The organism is Pseudomonas fragi (genome assembly GCF_900105835.1).
GTDB lineage: Bacteria > Pseudomonadota > Gammaproteobacteria > Pseudomonadales > Pseudomonadaceae > Aquipseudomonas > Aquipseudomonas fragi.
Window position 1 is genome coordinate 3,765,243 of record NZ_LT629783.1, and the last position, 23,283, is coordinate 3,788,525.

The window sequence follows — 23,283 nt, forward strand, 5'->3', positions numbered from 1 at the left end:
CGTGTTTTGCTCTTGTAGCTCAGTTGGTAGAGCACACCCTTGGTAAGGGTGAGGTCAGCGGTTCAAATCCGCTCAAGAGCTCCATATAACAAGGCAGATATGAAAATATCTGCCTTTGTTTTAACAGGCTTAATAGCTTGTCTGGGGTGTTTGCTGGTGGTGCCGATTCTGGTGCTGCTGCTCCGGTTCGTAATTGCTGTCGTGGGTCGCTTGCATACAGCTTCCTGCAGTGTTGATTGATCTGTTTTTGGGTTGTCGGCAAAAGTAATTGCATTGATGGTTGAAAAGTCTCTCTCGGGTCGGCATAATCGGCGGCTCGATAATGTTTTAGGTCAGTAGCTCAATTGGCAGAGCGACGGTCTCCAAAACCGTAGGTTGGGGGTTCGATTCCCTCCTGACCTGCCAGATTCGCCTCACTGCGTCTGGCTTTCTTTTCACAGGATCCTCTTAGATGACTCCCAAGGCTGAAGTTCAAGGCTCTCGCTTCGATCTCCTCAAGTGGCTTGTAGTGGTTGCTCTTGTGGTGGTTGGCGTTGTTGGGAATCAGTATTATTCTGGTTCGCCGATCCTGTATCGCGTCATTGCACTTCTTGTGATTGCTGCTGTTGCTGCCTATGTGGGCTTGCAGACGGCAAAAGGCAAGTCGTTCGCTGTCCTGGTAAAGGAAGCTCGTACTGAGATTCGTAAAGTCGTATGGCCAACTCGCCAAGAAACTACGCAGACCACGTTGATCGTGGTGGCTGTTGTTCTTGTTATGGCGTTGCTGTTGTGGGGTTTAGATTCCCTGCTCGGCTGGCTCGTTTCCTTGATTGTTGGCTAAGGGTGTCCCGTGGCTAAGCGTTGGTACGTAGTGCATGCTTATTCGGGTTACGAAAAGCATGTTATGCGCTCTCTGATAGAGCGTATTAAGCTGGCAGGCATGGAAGAAGGCTTCGGCGAAATTCTGGTTCCCACTGAAGAAGTGGTTGAAATGCGTAATGGCCAGAAACGCAAAAGCGAGCGCAAATTCTTCCCTGGTTATGTGCTGGTTCAAATGGACATGAGCGAAGGGACTTGGCACTTGGTCAAGGACACTCCGCGCGTCATGGGCTTCATTGGTGGTACTGCTGATAAACCGGCACCGATCACTGATAAAGAAGCAGAAGCAATTCTGCGTCGCGTAGCCGATGGCAGCGACAAGCCCAAGCCGAAAACACTGTTCGAGCCGGGCGAAGTTGTCCGTGTTACCGACGGTCCGTTTGCCGACTTTAACGGCACGGTTGAAGAAGTTAACTACGAAAAGAGCCGCATTCAAGTGGCGGTGCTCATTTTCGGTCGCTCTACTCCGGTAGAGCTAGAGTTTAGCCAGGTCGAAAAGGTCTAGTTAAACACGAATCCCAACCCCATGGCTTCGGCTGTGGGGTTTTGTCGTCACTGGGATAAACGCGCAAGTAACCGGGGAGCCTCTTTAGGCGATTGAACCCGTAATTGGAGTGCCTCATGGCTAAGAAGATTACCGCTTACATCAAGCTGCAAGTGAAGGCCGCTCAGGCCAACCCAAGCCCACCTGTTGGCCCGGCTCTGGGTCAGCACGGCGTGAACATCATGGAATTCTGCAAAGCTTTCAACGCCCGTACTCAGGGTATTGAGCCAGGCCTGCCGACTCCAGTGATCATCACTGTATACAGCGACCGTAGCTTCACGTTCGAAACCAAGTCGACCCCTGCTTCGGTTCTGCTGAAGAAGGCTGCTGGTCTGACTAGCGGTTCCGCTCGTCCAAACACCGTTAAGGTTGGCACTGTAACTCGTGCTCAGCTGGAAGAAATCGCGAAAACCAAAAACGCGGATCTGACTGCAGCTGATATGGAAGCAGCCGTGCGTACTATCGCCGGTTCTGCTCGTAGCATGGGCCTTAACGTGGAGGGTGTGTAATGGCTAAGCTGACCAAGCGTCAAAAGGCAATCGCCGGTAAAATCGAAGCTGGCAAGTCTTACAATTTTGTAGACGCTGCTGCTTTGCTGGCTGAGCTGTCGACTGTAAAATTCAGCGAGTCGTTTGACATCGCCGTTAACCTGGGCGTAGACCCACGTAAATCTGACCAGGTTGTTCGTAGCGCTACTGTGCTGCCACACGGCACTGGCAAGACTGTACGTGTAGCTGTGTTCACTCAGGGTCCAGCTGCTGAAGCTGCTCTGGCTGCTGGCGCTGATCGCGTTGGTATGGACGACCTGGCTGCCGAAATGAAAGGCGGCGACCTGAACTACGACGTAGTTATTGCATCCCCGGACGCAATGCGTGTTGTTGGTCAGTTGGGTCAGATCCTGGGCCCACGCGGCCTGATGCCTAACCCTAAGGTTGGTACTGTAACTCCAGACGTAGCCACCGCTGTTAAGAACGCGAAGGCTGGTCAGGTTCGTTATCGCACCGACAAAAACGGTATCATCCACACTTCCGTTGGCAAGATCGGCTTCGACGCCGTTCAGCTGAAGGAAAACGTTGAAGCCCTGATCGCTGATCTGAAGCGTATCAAGCCAGCTTCTTCGAAAGGTATTTATGTTAAGCGCGTAACCCTGAGCACCACTATGGGCCCGGGCCTGGTCATCGACCAGGGTTCCCTGGACGCGTAAGACAACATTGGCGCAGTCAAATGCGCCAATTGAAAGATTGGGGTCCCTGCCTGGCGGGGGCTATCCAAGACCGTAGGCGACGCAAGTCTTAAACCTCAAGCCTACGCAGATGGTGCTCCCGGTTCCTTACCGAATCAGACACCAAAACGACATCGGGCCTCGGCCAGATGAAACGGTAACAAGCAGGAGTTAAACCCGTGGCAATTAAACTCGAAGACAAGAAGGCCATCGTCGCTGAAGTCAACGAGGCTGCCAAAGTTGCCCTGTCCGCTGTTGTGGCTGATGCCCGCGGTGTGACAGTAGGCGCTATGACCGGACTCCGTAAAGAGGCTCGTGAAGCTGGCGTTTACGTACGTGTTGTACGTAACACCCTGCTCAAGCGCGCTGTTGCTGACACTGAATACAGTGTTCTCAACGACGTGTTCACTGGCCCGACCTTGATTGCTTTCTCGCAAGAACATCCGGGCGCTGCTGCTCGTATCTTCAAAGAGTTCGCAAAAGGTCAGGATAAGTTCGAGATCAAGGCAGCTGCGTTCGAGGGCAAGTTCCTCGCAGCTAATCAGATCGACGTACTGGCAAGTCTGCCGACCCGTGACGAAGCAATTTCTCAGCTGATGAGCGTGATTCAAGGCGCTACCAGCAAATTGGCTCGTACTCTGGCGGCACTTCGCGACCAGAAAGAAGCTGCTGCAGCCTAAGGCTCGGCTACTCCTTTCAGCGTTTATTGTTTATTTCGATGGCCGCGTAGGCTGTCACCCCAATACAGGAATTTATAGTCATGTCTCTGACTAACGACCAAATCATCGAAGCAATCGGCGAAAAATCCGTTCTGGAAATCGTTGAACTGATCAAAGCAATGGAAGAGAAGTTCGGCGTTTCTGCTGCTGCTGCTTCTGCTGGTCCTGCTGCTGCCGCTGCTGTTGTTGAAGAGCAAACTGAATTCAACGTTATGCTGCTGGAAGCTGGCGAGAAGAAAGTTAACGTGATCAAGGCTGTTCGTGAACTGACTGGTCTGGGCTTGAAAGAAGCCAAGGCAGTAGTTGACGGCGCTCCAGCTATGGTCCTGGAAGCTGTTGCTAAAGAAGCAGCTGACAAAGCCAAGGCTACCTTGGAAGAAGCAGGCGCTAAAGTCGAGCTGAAGTAAGCATCGACCTTGCGTCTCCAGCCCAAGCGTTAAGCTGAGGCTGATGGCTGGTGGCTCTTGCCACCGGCCTTTTTCCGTTATTGGCAGCCGACTAGGTTGGTGCCTTTAACGTGCTGTAACCACCCTGTGCGGTGGAGCAAACCAAGGGGTTTGCACGATTTTCTGGCTGCTCCCGTCGGGAGAGGCCAAACAAGCAGGTGACCAAGCTGGGGAACGCTGATGGCTTACTCATATACTGAGAAAAAACGTATCCGCAAGGACTTTAGCAAGTTGCCGGACGTCATGGATGTGCCGTACCTTCTGGCAATCCAGCTGGATTCGTATCGTGAATTCTTGCAGGCGGGAGCGACTAAAGATCAGTTCCGCGACGTGGGCCTGCATGCGGCCTTCAAATCCGTTTTCCCGATCATCAGCTACTCCGGCAATGCTGCGCTGGAGTACGTCGGTTATCGCTTGGGCGAGCCGGCATTTGATGTCAAAGAATGCGTGTTGCGTGGCGTAACGTACGCCGTACCTTTGCGGGTAAAAGTTCGTTTGATCATTTTCGACAAAGAATCGTCGAACAAAGCGATCAAGGACATCAAAGAGCAAGAAGTCTACATGGGTGAAATCCCCCTGATGACTGAAAACGGTACCTTCGTAATCAACGGTACCGAGCGTGTAATTGTTTCCCAGCTGCACCGTTCCCCGGGCGTGTTCTTTGACCACGACCGCGGCAAGACGCACAGCTCCGGTAAGCTGCTTTATTCCGCGCGTATCATTCCTTACCGTGGTTCGTGGTTGGACTTCGAGTTCGACCCGAAAGACTGCGTGTTCGTGCGTATTGACCGTCGTCGCAAGCTGCCTGCATCGGTATTGCTGCGCGCGCTGGGTTATACCACTGAGCAAGTGCTGGACGCGTTCTACACCACCAACGTGTTCCACGTTCAAGGTGAAAGCATCAGCCTGGAGCTGGTTCCACAGCGTCTGCGCGGTGAAATCGCGGCCATCGACATTACCGATGACAAAGGCAAGGTGATTGTTGAGCAGGGTCGTCGTATCACTGCTCGTCATATCAACCAGCTGGAAAAAGCCGGTGTCAAAGAGCTCGTTATGCCTCTGGACTATGTCCTGGGTCGCACAACGGCCAAGGCTATCGTGCATCCGGCTACCGGCGAAATCATTGCTGAGTGCAACACCGAGCTGACCACTGAAATCCTGGCAAAAGTTGCCAAGGGTCAGGTTGTCCGTATCGAGACGTTGTACACCAACGATATCGACTGCGGTCCGTTCGTCTCCGACACGCTGAAGATCGATTCCACCAGCAACCAACTGGAAGCGCTGGTCGAAATCTATCGCATGATGCGTCCAGGCGAGCCGCCAACCAAAGACGCTGCCGAGACTCTGTTCAACAACCTGTTCTTCAGCCCTGAGCGCTATGACCTGTCTGCGGTCGGCCGGATGAAGTTCAACCGTCGTATCGGTCGTACCGAGATCGAAGGTTCGGGCGTGTTGTGCAAAGAAGACATCGTTGCCGTGCTGAAGACCCTGGTCGACATCCGTAACGGTAAAGGCATCGTCGATGACATCGACCACCTGGGTAACCGTCGTGTTCGCTGCGTAGGCGAAATGGCTGAAAACCAGTTCCGCGTTGGCCTGGTACGTGTTGAGCGTGCGGTCAAAGAGCGTCTGTCGATGGCTGAAAGCGAAGGCCTGATGCCGCAAGACCTGATCAACGCCAAGCCAGTGGCTGCGGCGGTGAAAGAGTTCTTCGGTTCGAGCCAGCTGTCCCAGTTCATGGACCAGAACAACCCGCTGTCCGAGATCACCCACAAGCGCCGTGTTTCTGCACTGGGCCCGGGCGGTCTGACGCGTGAGCGTGCCGGCTTTGAAGTTCGTGACGTACACCCGACTCACTACGGCCGTGTATGCCCGATTGAGACACCGGAAGGTCCGAACATTGGTCTGATCAACTCCCTGGCTGCCTATGCGCGCACCAACCAGTACGGCTTCCTCGAGAGCCCGTACCGTGTGGTGAAAGACGCACTGGTGACCGACGAGATCGTTTTCCTGTCCGCCATCGAAGAAGCTGATCACGTGATCGCTCAGGCTTCGGCCACGATGAACGACAAGAAAGTGCTGATCGACGAGCTGGTAGCTGTTCGTCACTTGAACGAATTCACCGTTAAGGCGCCGGAAGACGTCACCTTGATGGACGTTTCGCCGAAGCAGGTTGTTTCGGTTGCAGCGTCGCTGATCCCGTTCCTGGAACACGATGACGCCAACCGTGCGTTGATGGGTTCCAACATGCAGCGTCAAGCTGTACCGACCCTGCGCGCTGACAAGCCGCTGGTAGGTACCGGCATGGAGCGTAACGTAGCTCGTGACTCCGGCGTTTGCGTCGTGGCTCGTCGTGGCGGCGTGATCGACTCTGTTGATGCCAGCCGTATCGTTGTTCGCGTTGCTGATGATGAAGTTGAAACTGGCGAAGCCGGTGTCGACATCTACAACCTGACCAAATACACCCGCTCCAACCAGAACACTTGCATCAACCAGCGTCCGCTGGTTCGCAAGGGTGACCGTGTACAGCGCAGCGACATCATGGCTGACGGCCCGTCCACCGATATGGGTGAGCTGGCGTTGGGTCAGAACATGCGCATCGCGTTCATGGCCTGGAACGGTTACAACTTCGAAGACTCCATCTGCCTGTCGGAACGAGTTGTTCAAGAAGATCGCTTTACCACGATCCACATCCAGGAACTGACCTGTGTGGCACGTGACACCAAGCTTGGGCCTGAAGAGATCACTGCAGACATCCCGAACGTGGGTGAAGCTGCACTGAACAAACTGGACGAAGCCGGTATCGTTTACGTAGGTGCTGAAGTTGGCGCTGGCGACATTCTGGTCGGTAAGGTCACTCCGAAAGGCGAGACCCAGCTGACTCCGGAAGAGAAGCTGTTGCGTGCAATCTTCGGTGAAAAAGCCAGCGACGTTAAAGACACTTCCCTGCGTGTACCTACCGGTACCAAAGGTACTGTTATCGACGTGCAGGTCTTCACCCGTGACGGCGTTGAGCGTGATGCTCGTGCACTGTCGATCGAGAAGACCCAGCTGGACGAGATCCGCAAGGATCTGAACGAAGAGTTCCGTATCGTTGAAGGCGCTACCTTCGAACGTCTGCGCTCTGCTCTGGTTGGCCGCATTGCCGAAGGCGGTGCCGGTCTGAAGAAAGGTCAGGAAATCACCAATGAAATCCTGGACGGTCTTGAGCATGGTCAGTGGTTCAAGCTGCGTATGGCTGAAGATGCTCTGAACGAGCAGCTTGAAAAAGCTCAGGCCTACATCATCGATCGCCGTCGTCTGCTGGACGACAAGTTCGAAGACAAGAAGCGCAAACTGCAGCAGGGCGATGACCTGGCTCCAGGCGTGCTGAAAATCGTCAAGGTTTACCTGGCAATCCGCCGTCGCATCCAGCCGGGTGACAAGATGGCTGGTCGTCACGGTAACAAAGGTGTGGTCTCCGTGATCATGCCGGTTGAAGACATGCCGTACGATGCCAATGGCACCCCGGTGGATGTGGTCCTCAACCCGTTGGGCGTACCTTCGCGTATGAACGTTGGTCAGATTCTCGAAACTCACCTGGGCCTCGCAGCCAAAGGTCTGGGCGAGAAGATCAACCTCATGATTGAAGAACAACGCAAGGTCGCTGACCTGCGCAAGTTCCTGCATGAGATCTACAACGAAATTGGCGGTCGTCAAGAAAGCCTGGATGACTTCTCCGATCAGGAAATCCTGGATCTGGCGAAGAACCTTCGCGGCGGTGTGCCAATGGCTACCCCGGTGTTCGACGGTGCCAAGGAAAGCGAAATCAAGGCAATGCTTCGTTTGGCAGACCTGCCAGACAGCGGCCAGATGGTGCTGACTGATGGCCGTACCGGCAACAAGTTCGAGCGTCCGGTTACCGTTGGCTACATGTACATGCTGAAGCTGAACCACTTGGTAGACGACAAGATGCACGCTCGTTCTACCGGTTCTTACAGCCTGGTTACCCAGCAGCCGCTGGGTGGTAAGGCACAGTTCGGTGGTCAGCGTTTCGGGGAGATGGAGGTCTGGGCGCTGGAAGCCTACGGCGCGGCATACACTCTGCAAGAAATGCTCACAGTGAAGTCGGACGATGTGAACGGTCGTACCAAGATGTACAAAAACATCGTGGACGGCGATCACCGTATGGAGCCGGGCATGCCCGAGTCCTTCAACGTGTTGATCAAAGAAATTCGTTCCCTCGGCATCGATATCGATCTGGAAACCGAATAACACGTGACGCGAATCGAGAGCGGGGCTGTATGGCCCGCTCTCTGCTCCGCCAGGAGGAAAGGCCTTGAAAGACCTACTGAATTTGCTGAAAAACCAGGGTCAAGTCGAAGAGTTCGACGCCATCCGTATTGGATTGGCATCGCCTGAGATGATCCGTTCGTGGTCGTTCGGTGAAGTTAAAAAACCGGAAACCATCAACTACCGTACGTTCAAGCCTGAGCGTGACGGCCTGTTCTGCGCCAAAATCTTTGGCCCGGTAAAGGATTACGAGTGCCTGTGCGGTAAGTACAAGCGCTTGAAGCACCGCGGTGTGATCTGTGAGAAGTGTGGCGTTGAAGTCGCACTGGCCAAGGTCCGTCGCGAGCGTATGGCTCACATTGAACTGGCATCGCCGGTTGCTCACATCTGGTTCCTGAAATCGCTGCCGTCCCGTATCGGCTTGCTGATGGACATGACCCTGCGTGATATCGAACGCGTTCTCTACTTCGAGAGCTATGTCGTTATCGATCCGGGCATGACCACTCTGGAAAAAGGTCAGCTGCTGAACGATGAGCAGTACTTCGAAGCGCTGGAAGAGTTCGGCGACGACTTTGATGCCCGCATGGGTGCTGAAGCTGTCCGTGAACTGCTGCACGCTATCGACCTGGAACACGAGATTGGTCGTCTGCGCGAAGAAATTCCGCAAACCAACTCCGAAACCAAGATCAAAAAACTGTCCAAGCGCCTGAAGTTGATGGAAGCCTTCCTGGGCTCCGGCAACCTTCCTGAGTGGATGGTACTGACCGTTCTGCCGGTTCTGCCGCCAGATCTGCGTCCTCTGGTACCGTTGGATGGCGGTCGTTTCGCGACTTCCGACCTCAACGACCTGTACCGTCGAGTGATCAACCGTAACAACCGCTTGAAGCGCCTGCTTGATCTGTCCGCTCCGGACATCATCGTGCGCAACGAAAAGCGTATGTTGCAAGAAGCGGTCGACGCCTTGCTCGACAACGGCCGTCGTGGTCGCGCTATCACCGGTTCCAACAAGCGTCCTCTGAAATCCCTGGCTGACATGATCAAGGGTAAGCAGGGTCGTTTCCGTCAGAACTTGCTCGGTAAGCGTGTTGACTACTCGGGTCGTTCGGTAATTACCGTAGGTCCGACCCTGCGTCTGCACCAGTGCGGTCTGCCGAAGAAAATGGCTCTCGAGCTGTTCAAGCCGTTCATTTTCGGCAAGCTGGAAATGCGTGGTCTCGCTACCACCATCAAAGCTGCCAAGAAGATGGTTGAGCGCGAGCTGCCGGAAGTGTGGGACGTTCTCGCTGAAGTTATCCGCGAACACCCAGTGCTTCTCAACCGTGCACCGACCCTTCACCGTCTGGGTATCCAGGCGTTTGAACCGGTACTGATCGAAGGTAAGGCTATCCAGCTGCACCCTCTGGTCTGTGCTGCGTACAACGCCGACTTCGACGGCGACCAAATGGCCGTGCACGTACCGCTGACGCTGGAAGCCCAGCTGGAAGCGCGTGCGTTGATGATGTCGACCAACAACATTCTGTCGCCAGCCAACGGTGAGCCAATCATCGTTCCGTCGCAGGACGTTGTATTGGGTCTGTACTACATGACGCGTGAAGCGATCAACGCCAAGGGCGAAGGTCGTGTATTCGCTGACTTGCAGGAAGTAGACCGCGTATTCCGTGCCGGCGAAGCCGCTCTGCACGCCAAGGTCAAGGTTCGTATCAACGAAACCGTTAACGACCGTGACGGCGGCAGCGTGACCAACACCCGTATCGTCGACACCACTGTCGGCCGTGCGCTGTTGTTCCAGGTTGTGCCAAAAGGCCTGTCGTACGACGTCGTCAACCTGCCAATGAAGAAAAAGGCGATCTCCAAGCTGATCAACCAGTGCTACCGCGTGGTTGGTTTGAAAGAGACCGTTATCTTCGCTGACCAGTTGATGTACACCGGTTTTGCTTACTCGACTATTTCCGGCGTTTCCATCGGTGTTAACGACTTCGTTATCCCGGATGAAAAAGCTCGCATCATCGCGGCTGCAACCGATGAAGTGAAAGAAATCGAAAGCCAGTACGCCTCCGGCCTGGTAACCCAGGGCGAGAAGTACAACAAAGTAATCGACCTTTGGTCGAAAGCTAACGATGAAGTGTCCAAGGCGATGATGTCCAACCTCTCGAAAGAGAAGGTTATCGACCGTCACGGCGTTGAGGTTGAGCAAGAGTCGTTCAACTCGATGTACATGATGGCCGACTCCGGCGCACGGGGTTCTGCTGCGCAGATCCGTCAGCTGGCCGGTATGCGTGGTCTAATGGCCAAGCCGGACGGTTCCATCATCGAAACGCCGATTACTGCGAACTTCCGTGAAGGTCTGAGCGTACTTCAGTACTTCATCTCGACTCACGGTGCTCGTAAGGGTCTGGCGGATACCGCCTTGAAGACAGCTAACTCCGGTTATCTGACTCGTCGTCTGGTAGACGTTGCGCAAGACCTGGTTGTGACTGAAGTCGACTGCGGCACCGAACACGGTCTGCTGATGACTCCGCACATCGAAGGCGGCGACGTTGTTGAGCCGTTGGGTGAGCGCGTACTGGGTCGAGTGATCGCCCGTGACGTATTCAAGCCGGGCACCGAGGAAGTTATCGTTCCTGCCGGCACTCTGGTTGACGAGAAGTGGGTTGAATTCATCGAGCTGAACAGCATCGACGAAGTGATCGTGCGCTCGCCAATCAGCTGCGAAACCCGTTTCGGTATCTGCGCCAAGTGCTACGGCCGTGATCTGGCTCGTGGTCACCAGGTGAACATCGGTGAAGCTGTCGGCGTTATCGCTGCCCAGTCGATCGGTGAGCCGGGTACACAGCTGACCATGCGTACGTTCCACATCGGTGGTGCGGCAAGCCGGACCTCCGCTGCTGACAGCGTTCAGGTGAAGAATGGCGGTACTGTCCGTCTGCACAACCTGAAGCACGTTGAGCGAGTGGATGGCTGCCTGGTAGCAGTATCGCGTTCCGGTGAGCTGGCCATCGCTGATGACTTCGGTCGTGAGCGTGAGCGTTACAAGCTGCCGTACGGCGCCGTGATTTCGGTTAAAGAAGGTGACAAGGTTGACGCTGGCTCGATCGTAGCCAAGTGGGATCCGCACACTCACCCAATCGTTACCGAAATGAAAGGTACCGTGACCTACGTGGGCATGGAAGAGGGCATCACGATCAAGCGTCAGACTGACGAATTGACCGGTATGACCAACATTGAAGTACTTGACGCCAAAGACCGTCCAGCTGCCGGCAAGGACATCCGTCCAGCCGTCAAGATGGTAGGTGTGGACGGCAAGGATCTGCTGTTGCCGGGTACCGACGTACCTGCTCAGTACTTCCTGCCAGCAAACGCCCTGGTCGGTGTAGCGGATGGTGCGGAAATCGCGATCGGTGACGTTATCGCTCGTATTCCGCAAGAAACTTCGAAAACTCGAGACATCACCGGTGGTCTGCCACGGGTTGCTGACTTGTTCGAAGCGCGTCGTCCGAAAGAAGCCTCGATTCTGGCTGAAGTCAGCGGCACCATCGCGTTCGGTAAAGAAACCAAAGGCAAGCGCCGTCTGGTTATTACCCCGAACGACGGTACTGATCCGTACGAAGAGCTGATTCCAAAGTGGCGTCACCTGAACGTCTTCGAAGGCGAGCAAGTGAACCGCGGCGAAGTTATCTCCGACGGTCCTAGCGATCCACACGACATCCTGCGTCTGCTGGGTGTGAGTGCGCTGGCCAAGTACATCGTTAACGAGATCCAGGACGTTTACCGTCTGCAAGGCGTAAAAATCAACGACAAGCACATCGAGACCATCTTGCGTCAGATGTTGCGTAAAGTTGAAATTGCCGAGTCTGGCGATTCCACCTTCATCAAGGGCGACCAGATGGAGTTGACGCAGGTACTGACCGAGAACGAGCGTCTGGGCAACGAAGACAAGTTCGTGTCCAAGTTCACTCGCGTCCTGCTGGGTATCACCAAGGCGTCGTTGTCGACTGAATCGTTCATCTCCGCGGCCTCTTTCCAAGAGACCACCCGCGTACTGACCGAAGCAGCGGTAACCGGCAAGCGCGATTACCTGCGCGGCCTGAAAGAAAACGTTGTCGTGGGTCGTCTGATCCCGGCAGGTACCGGTTTGGCATACCACAGCGAGCGCAAGCGCCGCCGTGAGGCTGACAAGCCGTTGCGCGTAAGCGCCAGTGAAGTAGAAGCTGCACTGACCGAAGCGCTGAACTCGAGCGGTAACTGAGTTCTGCGGTAGATGAAGGGTAGGCCCCGGCAGTTCCGTTCATCGAATCGAGACATTTTGTCTGGGTTTGATGGGCAGGAAGGTCGGGGCCTTGCCTTGACTGGGGACAAGATCCTCTTTAGACTCTTGTACCCCTAAATTTGGCGGGAATTCGTTCCTGCCATTTTGCTTTTCTTGCAAGACAATAGCGTCGCAAGACAACAGTGGAGCTAGTAGATGGCAACTATCAACCAGCTGGTACGTCAGCCGCGTAAGCGTATCGTCGAGAAATCCGACGTACCTGCGCTGCAAAACTGCCCGCAACGTCGTGGCGTATGCACCCGTGTGTATACAACTACGCCGAAAAAACCTAACTCGGCACTGCGTAAAGTATGCCGTGTGCGCCTGACCAACGGTTTCGAGGTTTCCTCGTACATCGGTGGTGAAGGTCACAACCTGCAAGAACACAGCGTGGTACTGATTCGTGGCGGTCGTGTAAAAGACTTGCCAGGTGTTCGTTATCACACCGTTCGCGGCTCTTTGGATACTTCCGGCGTTAAAGGTCGTAACCAAGGTCGTTCGAAGTACGGTACCAAGAAGCCGAAGTAGTCTTCGGTTTCCGGTAAATAATGCAGATTTCTTTTTTTCTGAGTCGATAAGAGTAAGGTCGGACCTGCATCTTTCAGATGTAATGGTTCCGAGCTAACCTGAAGACCGTTTGAGGGCTTATCCATGCCAAGAAGACGCGTAGCAGCCAAGCGCGAAGTGCTTGACGATCCAAAATACGGAAGCCAAATTCTGGCCAAGTTCATGAACCACGTGATGGAAAGCGGCAAGAAAGCCGTTGCCGAGCGTATCGTTTATGGCGCGCTGGAAAAGGTTAAAGAACGCAAGAACAGCGATCCCCTGGAACTCTTCGAGAAAGCTCTCGACGCCATCGCTCCGCTGGTCGAAGTGAAGTCGCGCCGTGTAGGCGGTGCTACTTACCAGGTTCCGGTCGAAGTTCGTCCGTCCCGTCGTAACGCCCTGGCAATGCGCTGGTTGGTAGACTTCGCCCGCAAGCGCGGCGAGAAGTCTATGGCTCTGCGTTTGGCTGGCGAACTGTTGGACGCTGCCGAAGGTAAAGGTGCTGCTGTTAAGAAGCGTGAAGACGTGCACCGTATGGCCGAAGCTAACAAAGCTTTCTCGCACTACCGCTTCTAATTTCAGCTTCACTAATTTTGCGAGGGCTTTATGGCTCGTACTACTCCGATTAGTCGCTACCGTAACATCGGTATCGTCGCTCACGTGGATGCTGGTAAAACCACCACCACCGAGCGCGTACTGTTTTACACTGGCAAAAGTCACAAAATGGGCGAGGTGCATGATGGCGCCGCGACCACAGACTGGATGGTTCAGGAGCAGGAGCGTGGTATTACCATTACTTCTGCTGCCATTACCGCCTTCTGGAAAGGTTCTGCCAAGCAGTACAAAGACGAGCACCGCTTCAACGTAATCGATACCCCGGGCCACGTTGACTTCACCATTGAAGTTGAACGTTCCCTGCGTGTACTCGACGGCGCGGTCGTTGTGTTCTGCGGTACCTCGGGCGTTGAGCCTCAGTCGGAAACCGTATGGCGTCAAGCCAACAAATACGGCGTTCCACGTCTTGTTTACGTAAACAAGATGGACCGTGCTGGCGCCAACTTCCTGCGCGTTATCGAGCAGATCAAGAAGCGTCTGGGCCACACTCCAGTTCCAATCCAGTTGGCTATCGGTTCCGAAGACAACTTCCAGGGTCAGATCGATCTGATCAACATGGAAGCTGTGTACTGGAACGATGCTGACAAAGGTATGGTTCCTGTTCGCAAAGAGATTCCAGCTGAGCTGAAAGATCTTGCTGACGAGTGGCGCGACAACATGGTTCAGGCTGCTGCCGAAGCCAACGAAGAGCTGATGAACAAGTACCTCGAAGGTGAAGAATTCACCATCGCGGAAATCAAGGCGGCTCTGCGTCAGCGTACTATCGCTGGTGAGATCGTCCTGGCTGTTTGCGGTTCTTCCTTCAAGAACAAGGGTGTTCCCCTGGTTCTCGACGCCGTTATCGACTTCCTGCCTGCACCTACCGATATTCCTGCCATCAAGGGTACTGACCCGGATGACGAGAGCATCGAGCTGGAGCGTCATGCAGACGACAACGAGCCGTTCTCGGCTCTGGCGTTCAAGATCGCTACCGACCCATTCGTGGGTACCTTGACCTTCGTTCGAGTTTACTCGGGCGTGTTGAACTCCGGCGACGGCGTGATCAACTCGGTTAAAGGCAAGAAAGAGCGCGTGGGTCGTATGGTGCAAATGCACGCAAACGCCCGTGAAGAGATCAAGGAAGTACGCGCTGGTGACATCGCGGCCTTGATCGGCATGAAGGACGTCACCACTGGTGAGACTCTGTGCAACGCTGACAAGCCAATCATCCTGGTTCGCATGGACTTCCCGGAGCCGGTTATTTCGGTTGCCGTAGAGCCTAAGACCAAGGATGACCAGGAAAAAATGGGTGTTGCACTGGGCAAGCTTGCTCAGGAAGATCCATCTTTCCGCGTTAAAACTGATGAAGAGACTGGTCAAACGATCATCTCTGGCATGGGCGAGCTGCACCTGGACATCCTGGTTGACCGGATGCGCCGTGAGTTCAACGTCGAAGCCAACATCGGTAAGCCTCAGGTTTCGTATCGTGAGCGCATCACGAAGAACTGTGAGATCGAAGGCAAGTTCGTTCGTCAGTCCGGCGGTCGTGGTCAGTTCGGCCACTGCTGGATTCGTTTTGCACCTGCTGACGAAGGTCAGGAAGGTCTGCAGTTCGTGAACGAAGTGGTAGGTGGTGTGGTTCCTAAGGAATACATCCCGGCTATCCAGAAGGGTATCGAAGAGCAGATGAAGAACGGTGTTGTTGCCGGCTATCCGCTGATCGGCCTGAAGGCTACCGTGTTTGATGGTTCTTACCACGACGTCGACTCCAACGAGATGGCGTTTAAGGTGGCTGCTTCCATGGCGACCAAGCAACTGGCTACCAAAGGTGGCGGTGAGCTGCTTGAGCCGATCATGGCGGTAGAGGTTGTTACACCTGAAGACTATATGGGTGACGTGATGGGCGACTTGAACCGTCGTCGCGGCATGATCCAGGGTATGGAAGATACGGTCTCCGGCAAAGTAATTCGTGCTGAAGTACCGTTGGGTGAAATGTTCGGTTATGCGACCGACGTTCGTTCCATGTCCCAGGGTCGCGCAAGCTACTCTATGGAATTCAAAAAATACGATACAGCTCCGGCGCACATCGTCGAAACTGTTACTAAAAAACAAGGCTGATTTAGTTCAGTCCTTTAGGCAAGGAGTTAATTGTCGTGGCTAAAGAAAAATTTGATCGTTCCCTACCGCACGTCAACGTTGGCACTATCGGTCACGTTGACCATGGTAAAACCACGCTGACTGCAGCTCTGACCCGTGTTTGCTCCGAAGTTTTCGGTTCGGCAATCGTTGACTTCGATAAAATCGACAGCGCGCCAGAAGAAAAAGCTCGTGGTATCACGATCAACACTGCGCACGTTGAATACAACTCGCACATTCGTCACTACGCTCACGTTGACTGCCCAGGTCACGCTGACTACGTGAAGAACATGATCACTGGTGCTGCCCAGATGGACGGCGCGATCCTGGTTTGTTCGGCCGCTGATGGTCCGATGCCGCAAACCCGTGAGCACATCCTGCTGTCCCGTCAGGTTGGCGTTCCGTACATCGTGGTTTTCCTGAACAAGGCTGACCTGGTAGACGACGCTGAGTTGCTGGAACTGGTTGAGATGGAAGTTCGTGACCTGCTGTCGACTTACGACTTCCCAGGCGACGACACTCCGATCATCATCGGTTCGGCTCGTATGGCGCTGGAAGGCAAAGACGACAACGAAATGGGCACCACTGCCGTTCGTAAACTGGTTGAAACTCTGGATACCTACATTCCAGATCCAGTTCGCGTAATCGACAAGCCATTCCTGATGCCAATCGAAGACGTATTCTCGATTTCGGGTCGTGGTACTGTTGTTACCGGTCGTATCGAGCGCGGTATCGTTCGCGTTCAAGATCCGCTGGAAATCGTTGGTCTGCGTGACACTACTGTTACCACCTGCACCGGCGTTGAAATGTTCCGTAAGCTGCTCGACGAAGGTCGTGCGGGCGAGAACTGCGGCGTGCTGCTGCGCGGCACCAAGCGTGACGACGTAGAGCGTGGCCAGGTTCTGGTTAAGCCAGGCTCGGTTAAGCCACACACTACCTTCGAAGCTGAAGTGTACGTGTTGAGCAAAGAAGAAGGCGGTCGTCACACTCCGTTCTTCAAAGGCTACCGTCCTCAGTTCTACTTCCGTACTACTGACGTAACTGGTAACTGCGAACTGCCGGAAGGCGTTGAGATGGTAATGCCGGGCGACAACATCAAAATGGTTGTTACCCTGATCAAAACCATCGCAATGGAAGACGGTCTGCGTTTCGCAATCCGTGAAGGCGGTCGTACCGTTGGCGCTGGCGTTGTAGCCAAAATCATCGCGTAAGTGATGTTTGCCTGAAAAAAGCCCCCGCTCAGCGGGGGCTTTTTTTATTGAGTTGACACCTACTGGGGTCGTCTATAGAATTGCGCCTCCTTTTAACGGGCGTATTGCGCTCGGTGGGAACAGCAATCTGGAGTCTGAAATCCAATGCAAAATCAGCAAATCCGTATCAGGTTGAAGGCTTTTGACCATCGCCTGATCGACCAATCAACCCAGGAAATCGTGGAAACCGCGAAACGTACTGGTGCTCAAGTGCGTGGTCCAATTCCACTGCCTACCCGTAAAGAGCGGTTCACCGTTCTGGTCTCCCCGCACGTCAACAAAGACGCGCGTGACCAGTACGAGATCCGTACTCATAAGCGCGTACTGGACATCGTCCAGCCAACGGATAAAACCGTTGATGCACTTATGAAGCTTGATCTTGCGGCCGGTGTGGAAGTGCAGATCAGCCTCGGCTAAGACTTGGGTCTTAGTCGTGTAACGCTCTGAAATGGGCGGCCATAGCGGGTGAAAGCCCCGTACACTCATGAGGTTTACAACATGACTATTGGTGTAGTCGGTCGTAAATGCGGTATGACCCGTATTTTCACCGAAGAAGGTGTCTCCATTCCGGTCACGGTCATTGAGATCGAGCCGAATCGCGTCACCCAGTTCAAAACTGAAGAAACCGATGGCTATCGTGCAGTGCAAGTCACTGTCGGCGAGCGTCGCGCTTCGCGTGTAACAGCTGCTCAAGCGGGTCACTTCGCTAAAGCAAACGTTGCCGCCGGTCGTACCGTAATGGAATTCCGCCTTGAAGAAGGCGAGTACCAGGCTGGCGATCTGATCAACACTGAAATCTTCACCGCTGGCCAACTGGTTGATGTAACCGGTCAGTCCAAAGGTAAAGGCTTCCAGGGTACGATCAAGCGTTGGAATTTCCGTGGCCAAGACAACACTCACGGTAACTCCGTTTCCCACCGCGTCCCGGGCTCTATTGGCCAGTGCCAGACTCCTGGTCGTGTATTCAAGGGCAAAAAAATGTCCGGTCATATGGGCGCTGAGCGCGTGACCGTGCAGTCCCTGGAAGTAGTGCGCGTCGACGCTGAACGCAATCTGTTGTTGGTCAAGGGTGCTGTTCCTGGCGCTACTGGCGGCAACCTGGTTGTACGTCCAGCGGCCAAGGCTCGCGGTTAAGGGGAAGCTGACATGCAATTAAATGTAAATGACGCTCAAGCGATCGAAGTTTCCGAACTGACTTTCGGCGGCGAATTCAACGAGACGCTGGTTCACCAAGCAGTCGTGGCCTACATGGCCGGCGGCCGTCAAGGTAGCAAGCAGCAAAAGACCCGTTCCGACGTTCGTGGTGGCGGTAAGCGCCCTTGGCGTCAGAAAGGTACTGGCCGTGCTCGTGCCGGTACTATCCGTAGCCCAATCTGGCGTGGCGGCGGTACCACTTTCGCAGCTCGTCCACAGGATCACTCTCAGAAGCTGAACAAGAAGATGTATCGCGCAGCAATGCGTTCCATCCTTGCTGAGCTGGTGCGTACTGATCGTCTGGTCGTGGTTCAGGACTTCGCTGTTGAAGCACCGAAAACCAAAGATCTGCTCAACAAGCTGAATGGCATGGGTCTGACTGATGTCCTGATCGTGTCTGAAGGTGTTGATCAGAACCTGTACCTGGCTGCTCGTAACCTGCCACACGTTGATGTACGTGACGTGCAAGGTTCCGATCCAGTTAGTCTGATCGCATACGACAAGGTGTTGATCACCGTGTCGGCCGTGAAGAAATTCGAGGAGCTGCTGGGATGAACCAGGAACGCGTATTTAAAGTTCTGCTTGGCCCGCACGTTTCCGAGAAGGCTACGGTTCTGGCAGACAAGAAAGGCCAGTTCGTTTTCAAGGTTGCTACTGATGCAACCAAGCTGGAAATCAAGAAGGCCGTCGAAAGCCTGTTCAGCGTGAAAGTTGAGCGTGTTACTACCCTGAACGTTCTGGGTAAGAGCAAGCGCACCGCTCGCGGCGTGGGCAAGCGTAATGACTGGAAGAAGGCAGTAATCTCCCTTCAGCCAGGCCAAGATCTCGATTTCAGCAGCAGTGCTGAGTAAGGAAGGGGTGCATCATGGCAATCGTTAAATGCAAACCGACTTCCCCTGGCCGCCGTCATGTGGTCAAGGTGGTCAACCAGGAGCTGCATAAAGGCGCTCCTCACGCACCGCTGCTCGAGAAGAAATCGAAGTCTGGTGGTCGTAACAACAATGGCCGTATTACCACTCGTCACATCGGTGGTGGTCATAAGCAGCATTACCGTATGGTCGACTTCCGTCGCAACGACAAAGATGGCATTCCAGCCACTGTTGAGCGTATCGAATACGATCCAAACCGTACTGCTCACATCGCTCTGATGCTGTACGCAGACGGCGAGCGCCGCTACATCATCGCCCCTAAAGGCGTGAGTGCTGGCGACCAGCTGATTTCGGGTGCTTTGGCCCCAATCAAGCCGGGTAACTCGTTGCAACTGCGCAGCATTCCAGTTGGTAGCACCGTACACGGCATCGAATTGAAGCCGGGTAAAGGCGCGCAAATCGCACGTTCCGCTGGTGCTTCGGCTCAGCTGGTCGCTCGTGATGGTGTCTATGTGACCCTGCGTCTGCGCTCTGGTGAAATGCGTAAAGTACTGGCTGAATGCCGTGCGACCCTGGGTGAAGTCTCGAACTCCGAGCACAGCCTGCGTTCGCTGGGTAAAGCTGGTGCCAAACGCTGGCGTGGCGTTCGCCCAACCGTTCGTGGTGTTGCCATGAACCCGGTTGACCACCCACATGGTGGTGGTGAAGGTCGTACCTCTGGTGGTCGTCATCCGGTATCGCCATGGGGCTTCCCGACTAAGGGCGCGAAGACTCGTGGTAATAAGCGTACCGACAAAATGATCGTCCGTCGTCGCAAGTAAATAGAGGGATACGACAGTGCCACGTTCTCTGAAAAAAGGTCCTTTTATTGATCTTCACCTACTGAAGAAGATCGAAGTGGCGGCGGAAAAGAACGATCGCAAACCGGTGAAAACCTGGTCGCGTCGTTCGATGATCCTGCCACAAATGGTCGGTCTGACCATCGCTGTGCATAACGGTCGTCTTCATGTCCCAGTTCTCGTGAACGAAGACATGGTTGGCCATAAACTAGGCGAGTTTGCCGGTACCCGCACTTATCGTGGGCACGTGGCAGACAAGAAAGCCAAGCGTTAAGGGGTAAGGAACGATGGAAGTAGCCGCTAAGTTGTCGGGCGCTCGAATCTCCGCCCAGAAAGCCCGCTTGGTCGCCGACCAGATCCGCGGGAAGAAGGTGGGCGAAGCGCTCAACCTGTTGGCTTTCAGCAACAAGAAAGCCGCCGAGATCATCAAGAAAGTGCTGGAGTCGGCCGTAGCCAACGCCGAGCATAACGAAGGCGCAGACGTTGACGACTTGAAAGTCGCCACCGTTTTCGTCAACGAAGGGCGTTCGCTGAAGCGCATCATGCCGCGTGCCAAAGGCCGCGCTGATCGCATCGTCAAGCGGTCTTGCCATATCACTGTCAAGGTTGCTGACAAGTAACGGAGTCGAAGAGATGGGTCAGAAAGTACATCCCATTGGCATTCGCCTGGGAATCGTCAAGGAGCACACCTCCGTCTGGTACGCAGACGGCCGGACTTATGCGGACTACTTGTTCGCTGATCTGAAGGTGCGTGAATACCTCCAAGACAAACTAAAAAGCGCGTCCGTAAGCCGTATCGATATCCATCGTCCGGCCCAAACTGCACGTATCACCATCCACACCGCTCGTCCAGGTATCGTTATCGGGAAGAAAGGTGAAGATGTTGAGAAACTGCGTCAGGACCTGACCAAGCAAATGGGTGTGCCTGTGCACATCAATATCGAAGAGATCCGCAAGCCGGAACTCGACGGTATGCTGGTTGCGCAGAGCGTAGCTCAGCAGCTGGAGCGTCGTGTAATGTTCCGTCGCGCGATGAAACGCGCTGTACAGAACGCTATGCGCATTGGTGCCAAAGGCATCAAAATCCAAGTGAGCGGTCGTCTCGGCGGTGCTGAAATCGCACGTACTGAATGGTATCGCGAAGGTCGTGTGCCATTGCACACCCTGCGTGCCGACATCGACTATGCCAACTACGAAGCTCACACCACTTACGGTGTGATCGGTGTAAAGGTTTGGATCTTCAAAGGCGAAGTAATTGGTGGTCGCCAAGAAGAACTGAAGCCACAAGCACCAGCGCCTCGTAAAAAAGCTGCTAAGTAAGGGGTACGCCAAATGTTACAACCTAAGCGTACGAAGTTCCGCAAGCAAATGACTGGCCACAACCGTGGCTTGGCATTGCGCGGTAGCAAAGTCAGCTTCGGCGAATACGCGCTGAAGTCTGTTGCTCGTGGTCGTCTCACCGCTCGTCAGATCGAATCAGCGCGTCGTGCACTGACCCGTCACGTTAAGCGTGGCGGCAAGATCTGGATCCGTGTATTCCCGGACAAGCCTATTTCCAAGAAGCCCCTAGAAGTTCGTATGGGTAAAGGTAAGGGTAACGTGGAATATTGGGTTGCCCAGATTCAGCCAGGCAAAGTCCTGTATGAAATCGAGGGTGTTACTGAAGAGCTGGCGCGTGAGGCTTTCGCCCTGGCTGCTGCAAAGCTGCCGCTCGCCACCTCCTTTGTTAAACGGACGGTGATGTGATGAAAGCGAATGAACTTCGTGAAAAATCCGCACAGCAGCTGAACGAGCAACTGCTCGGCTTGCTGCGCGACCAGTTCAATCTGCGTATGCAGAAAGCAACTGGCCAGTTGGGGCAGTCGCATCTGCTCTCGCAAGTTAAGCGTGACATCGCTCGCGTGAAGACTGTGCTCAAACAGCAGGCAGGTAAGTAATCATGGCTGAAGCCGAAAAGACTGTCCGTACGCTGACTGGCCGTGTTGTCAGCGACAAGATGGACAAAACCATCACCGTACTGATCGAGCGTCGCGTTAAGCACCCGATCTACGGTAAATACGTTAAGCGTTCGACTAAGCTGCACGCGCACGACGAAACCAATCAGTGCCACATCGGCGACAAAGTCACTATTCGTGAAACTCGTCCGATGGCCAAGACCAAGTCTTGGGCCCTGGTTGATGTTCTCGAACGCGCTGTGGAAGTCTAAGGACTAGGGGTCGGAGAAATTATATGATTCAGACTCAATCCATGCTCGATGTGGCCGATAACAGCGGCGCACGCCGCGTTATGTGCATCAAGGTGCTGGGTGGCTCCCATCGTCGTTACGCTGGTATCGGTGACATCATCAAAGTTACCGTGAAGGAAGCAATTCCTCGCGGTAAAGTGAAAAAAGGCCAAGTGATGACTGCTGTTGTAGTCCGCACTCGTCACGGCGTACGTCGTGCTGATGGCTCCATTATCCGCTTTGATGGCAACGCTGCTGTTCTTCTGAACAACAAGCAAGAGCCGATCGGCACCCGTATCTTTGGGCCAGTGACCCGTGAACTTCGTACTGAGAAGTTCATGAAGATCGTCTCGCTCGCCCCAGAAGTGCTGTAAGGAGATCCGACATGCAAAAGATTCGTCGTGACGACGAGATCATCGTGATCGCCGGCAAAGACAAAGGTAAGCGCGGTAAGGTGCTTAAGGTTCTCGCTAACAACCGTCTGGTTATTGGCGGTCTGAACCTGGTTAAGCGTCATACCAAGCCTAACCCGATGTCGGGCGTACAAGGCGGTATCGTCGAGAAAGAAGCTCCACTGGACGCTTCTAACGTGGCCATCTTCAACAGCGAAACCAGCAAAGCAGATCGCGTTGGTTTTAAAGTAGAAGAAGGCAAAAAAATTCGTGTCTTCAAGTCGACCCAAAAAGCGGTTGATGCTTGAACACTGCTAGGTAGATGAGACCATGGCACGACTAAAAGAGATTTACCGGAAGGAAATCGCTCCGAAACTTAAGGAAGAACTTAAGCTTTCGAACGTGATGGAAGTTCCGCGCGTTACCAAAATCACCCTGAACATGGGTTTGGGCGAAGCGATCGGTGATAAGAAAATCATCGAGCACGCTGTAGCTGATTTGGAAAAAATCACGGGTCAAAAATGTGTAGTGACCTACGCTCGCAAGTCCATCGCAGGCTTCAAAGTTCGCGAAGGCTGGCCGATCGGCGTTAAGGTTACTCTGCGCCGTGAGCGTATGTACGAATTCCTGGATCGTCTGCTGTCGATCTCCCTGCCTCGGGTACGCGACTTCCGCGGCCTGAATGCCAAGTCCTTCGATGGTCGTGGTAACTACAGCATGGGCGTTAAAGAGCAGATCATCTTCCCGGAAATCGACTACGACAAAATCGATGCTCTCCGCGGTCTGGACATTACCCTGACCACCACTGCTCGGACGGATGATGAAGGTCGCGCCTTGCTGCGTGCTTTCAAATTCCCGTTCCGCAACTGATT

Annotated in this window: 26 protein-coding genes and 2 tRNA genes; all 28 read left to right on the forward strand. The window is 54.2% G+C overall.

Annotated elements, in window-relative coordinates:
• Nucleotides 1–8 precede the first annotated feature (8 nt).
• The 28 genes from BLU25_RS17240 (at nt 9) to rplE (ending at nt 23,281) form a co-directional block, all read left to right on the forward strand.
• Nucleotides 9–84: transfer RNA gene (locus tag BLU25_RS17240), tRNA-Thr, on the forward strand.
• A gap of 245 nt (nt 85–329) precedes the next feature.
• Nucleotides 330–405, forward strand: a tRNA-Trp gene (locus BLU25_RS17245).
• A gap of 46 nt (nt 406–451) precedes the next feature.
• Nucleotides 452–820 carry a preprotein translocase subunit SecE gene (gene secE, locus BLU25_RS17250; protein ID WP_016779165.1) on the forward strand — a complete coding sequence of 123 codons (369 nt, stop codon included), beginning with the start codon at nt 452–454 and terminating at the stop codon, nt 818–820.
• 9 nt (nt 821–829) lie between these two features.
• The gene (nusG, locus tag BLU25_RS17255) at nt 830–1,363 is read left to right on the forward strand and encodes a transcription termination/antitermination protein NusG (protein ID WP_003444397.1); all 534 of its coding nucleotides are present in this window, start codon (nt 830–832) and stop codon (nt 1,361–1,363) included.
• Between the two features lie 116 nt (nt 1,364–1,479).
• Nucleotides 1,480–1,911 (forward strand): 50S ribosomal protein L11, encoded by a 432-nt coding sequence (gene rplK / locus BLU25_RS17260; RefSeq protein ID WP_008008888.1) that lies wholly within the window; start codon nt 1,480–1,482, stop codon nt 1,909–1,911.
• Nucleotides 1,911–2,606: a 50S ribosomal protein L1 gene (rplA, locus tag BLU25_RS17265; protein WP_016779167.1), complete on the forward strand. Its 696-nt coding sequence runs from the start codon at nt 1,911–1,913 to the stop codon at nt 2,604–2,606. The genes rplK and rplA overlap by 1 nt, the downstream gene beginning before the upstream one ends.
• Nucleotides 2,607–2,803: 197 nt before the next feature.
• Nucleotides 2,804–3,304, forward strand: a complete 501-nt coding sequence (gene rplJ, locus BLU25_RS17270) for a 50S ribosomal protein L10 (protein WP_016779168.1) — start codon at nt 2,804–2,806, stop codon at nt 3,302–3,304.
• 80 nt (nt 3,305–3,384) lie between these two features.
• Nucleotides 3,385–3,750 carry a 50S ribosomal protein L7/L12 gene (rplL, locus tag BLU25_RS17275; protein WP_016779169.1) on the forward strand — a complete coding sequence of 122 codons (366 nt, stop codon included), beginning with the start codon at nt 3,385–3,387 and terminating at the stop codon, nt 3,748–3,750.
• Nucleotides 3,751–3,969: 219 nt separating this feature from the next.
• Nucleotides 3,970–8,043, forward strand: a complete 4,074-nt coding sequence (gene rpoB, locus BLU25_RS17280; protein WP_016779170.1) for a DNA-directed RNA polymerase subunit beta — start codon at nt 3,970–3,972, stop codon at nt 8,041–8,043.
• A 64-nt stretch (nt 8,044–8,107) separates the two neighbouring features.
• Nucleotides 8,108–12,307, forward strand: coding sequence for a DNA-directed RNA polymerase subunit beta' (gene rpoC / locus BLU25_RS17285; RefSeq protein ID WP_016779171.1), 4,200 nt, complete (start codon nt 8,108–8,110; stop codon nt 12,305–12,307).
• 216 nt (nt 12,308–12,523) lie between these two features.
• Nucleotides 12,524–12,895, forward strand: coding sequence for a 30S ribosomal protein S12 (rpsL, locus tag BLU25_RS17290; protein ID WP_002555494.1), 372 nt, complete (start codon nt 12,524–12,526; stop codon nt 12,893–12,895).
• A gap of 123 nt (nt 12,896–13,018) precedes the next feature.
• The gene (gene rpsG / locus BLU25_RS17295; protein ID WP_016779172.1) at nt 13,019–13,489 is read left to right on the forward strand and encodes a 30S ribosomal protein S7; all 471 of its coding nucleotides are present in this window, start codon (nt 13,019–13,021) and stop codon (nt 13,487–13,489) included.
• A 30-nt stretch (nt 13,490–13,519) separates the two neighbouring features.
• The gene (fusA, locus tag BLU25_RS17300; RefSeq protein WP_029611192.1) at nt 13,520–15,625 is read left to right on the forward strand and encodes an elongation factor G; all 2,106 of its coding nucleotides are present in this window, start codon (nt 13,520–13,522) and stop codon (nt 15,623–15,625) included.
• A 35-nt stretch (nt 15,626–15,660) separates the two neighbouring features.
• A complete protein-coding gene (gene tuf / locus BLU25_RS17305; protein WP_016779174.1) occupies nt 15,661–16,854 on the forward strand; it encodes an elongation factor Tu in 1,194 nt (397 codons plus the stop codon).
• 144 nt (nt 16,855–16,998) lie between these two features.
• On the forward strand, nt 16,999–17,310 hold the full coding sequence (gene rpsJ / locus BLU25_RS17310; protein WP_003186070.1) for a 30S ribosomal protein S10: 312 nt from the start codon (nt 16,999–17,001) through the stop codon (nt 17,308–17,310).
• An 81-nt stretch (nt 17,311–17,391) separates the two neighbouring features.
• The gene (rplC, locus tag BLU25_RS17315; protein WP_016779175.1) at nt 17,392–18,027 is read left to right on the forward strand and encodes a 50S ribosomal protein L3; all 636 of its coding nucleotides are present in this window, start codon (nt 17,392–17,394) and stop codon (nt 18,025–18,027) included.
• Between the two features lie 12 nt (nt 18,028–18,039).
• The gene (gene rplD / locus BLU25_RS17320) at nt 18,040–18,642 is read left to right on the forward strand and encodes a 50S ribosomal protein L4 (RefSeq protein ID WP_016779176.1); all 603 of its coding nucleotides are present in this window, start codon (nt 18,040–18,042) and stop codon (nt 18,640–18,642) included.
• Nucleotides 18,639–18,938 (forward strand): 50S ribosomal protein L23, encoded by a 300-nt coding sequence (rplW, locus tag BLU25_RS17325; protein WP_003444375.1) that lies wholly within the window; start codon nt 18,639–18,641, stop codon nt 18,936–18,938. Before rplD ends, rplW begins: the two co-directional genes overlap by 4 nt.
• Nucleotides 18,939–18,952: 14 nt before the next feature.
• Entirely contained in the window at nt 18,953–19,777 is an 825-nt protein-coding gene (gene rplB, locus BLU25_RS17330; RefSeq protein WP_016779177.1) for a 50S ribosomal protein L2, read from the forward strand.
• A 16-nt stretch (nt 19,778–19,793) separates the two neighbouring features.
• Nucleotides 19,794–20,069, forward strand: a complete 276-nt coding sequence (gene rpsS, locus BLU25_RS17335) for a 30S ribosomal protein S19 (RefSeq protein WP_003232420.1) — start codon at nt 19,794–19,796, stop codon at nt 20,067–20,069.
• Between the two features lie 13 nt (nt 20,070–20,082).
• Complete coding sequence (rplV, locus tag BLU25_RS17340) at nt 20,083–20,415, forward strand: 50S ribosomal protein L22 (RefSeq protein ID WP_003444373.1); 333 nt, start codon at nt 20,083–20,085, stop codon at nt 20,413–20,415.
• A 13-nt stretch (nt 20,416–20,428) separates the two neighbouring features.
• Entirely contained in the window at nt 20,429–21,115 is a 687-nt protein-coding gene (gene rpsC / locus BLU25_RS17345) for a 30S ribosomal protein S3 (RefSeq protein ID WP_003176422.1), read from the forward strand.
• Nucleotides 21,116–21,127: 12 nt separating this feature from the next.
• Nucleotides 21,128–21,541, forward strand: a complete 414-nt coding sequence (gene rplP / locus BLU25_RS17350; RefSeq protein WP_016779178.1) for a 50S ribosomal protein L16 — start codon at nt 21,128–21,130, stop codon at nt 21,539–21,541.
• Entirely contained in the window at nt 21,541–21,732 is a 192-nt protein-coding gene (rpmC, locus tag BLU25_RS17355) for a 50S ribosomal protein L29 (RefSeq protein WP_003444371.1), read from the forward strand. Before rplP ends, rpmC begins: the two co-directional genes overlap by 1 nt.
• 2 nt (nt 21,733–21,734) lie before the next feature.
• Complete coding sequence (rpsQ, locus tag BLU25_RS17360; RefSeq protein WP_003194644.1) at nt 21,735–22,001, forward strand: 30S ribosomal protein S17; 267 nt, start codon at nt 21,735–21,737, stop codon at nt 21,999–22,001.
• Nucleotides 22,002–22,024: 23 nt separating this feature from the next.
• Nucleotides 22,025–22,393 carry a 50S ribosomal protein L14 gene (gene rplN, locus BLU25_RS17365; protein ID WP_002555479.1) on the forward strand — a complete coding sequence of 123 codons (369 nt, stop codon included), beginning with the start codon at nt 22,025–22,027 and terminating at the stop codon, nt 22,391–22,393.
• An 11-nt stretch (nt 22,394–22,404) separates the two neighbouring features.
• Complete coding sequence (gene rplX, locus BLU25_RS17370; protein WP_016779179.1) at nt 22,405–22,719, forward strand: 50S ribosomal protein L24; 315 nt, start codon at nt 22,405–22,407, stop codon at nt 22,717–22,719.
• Nucleotides 22,720–22,741: 22 nt separating this feature from the next.
• Complete coding sequence (gene rplE, locus BLU25_RS17375; RefSeq protein WP_003444368.1) at nt 22,742–23,281, forward strand: 50S ribosomal protein L5; 540 nt, start codon at nt 22,742–22,744, stop codon at nt 23,279–23,281.
• Nucleotides 23,282–23,283 lie beyond the last annotated feature (2 nt).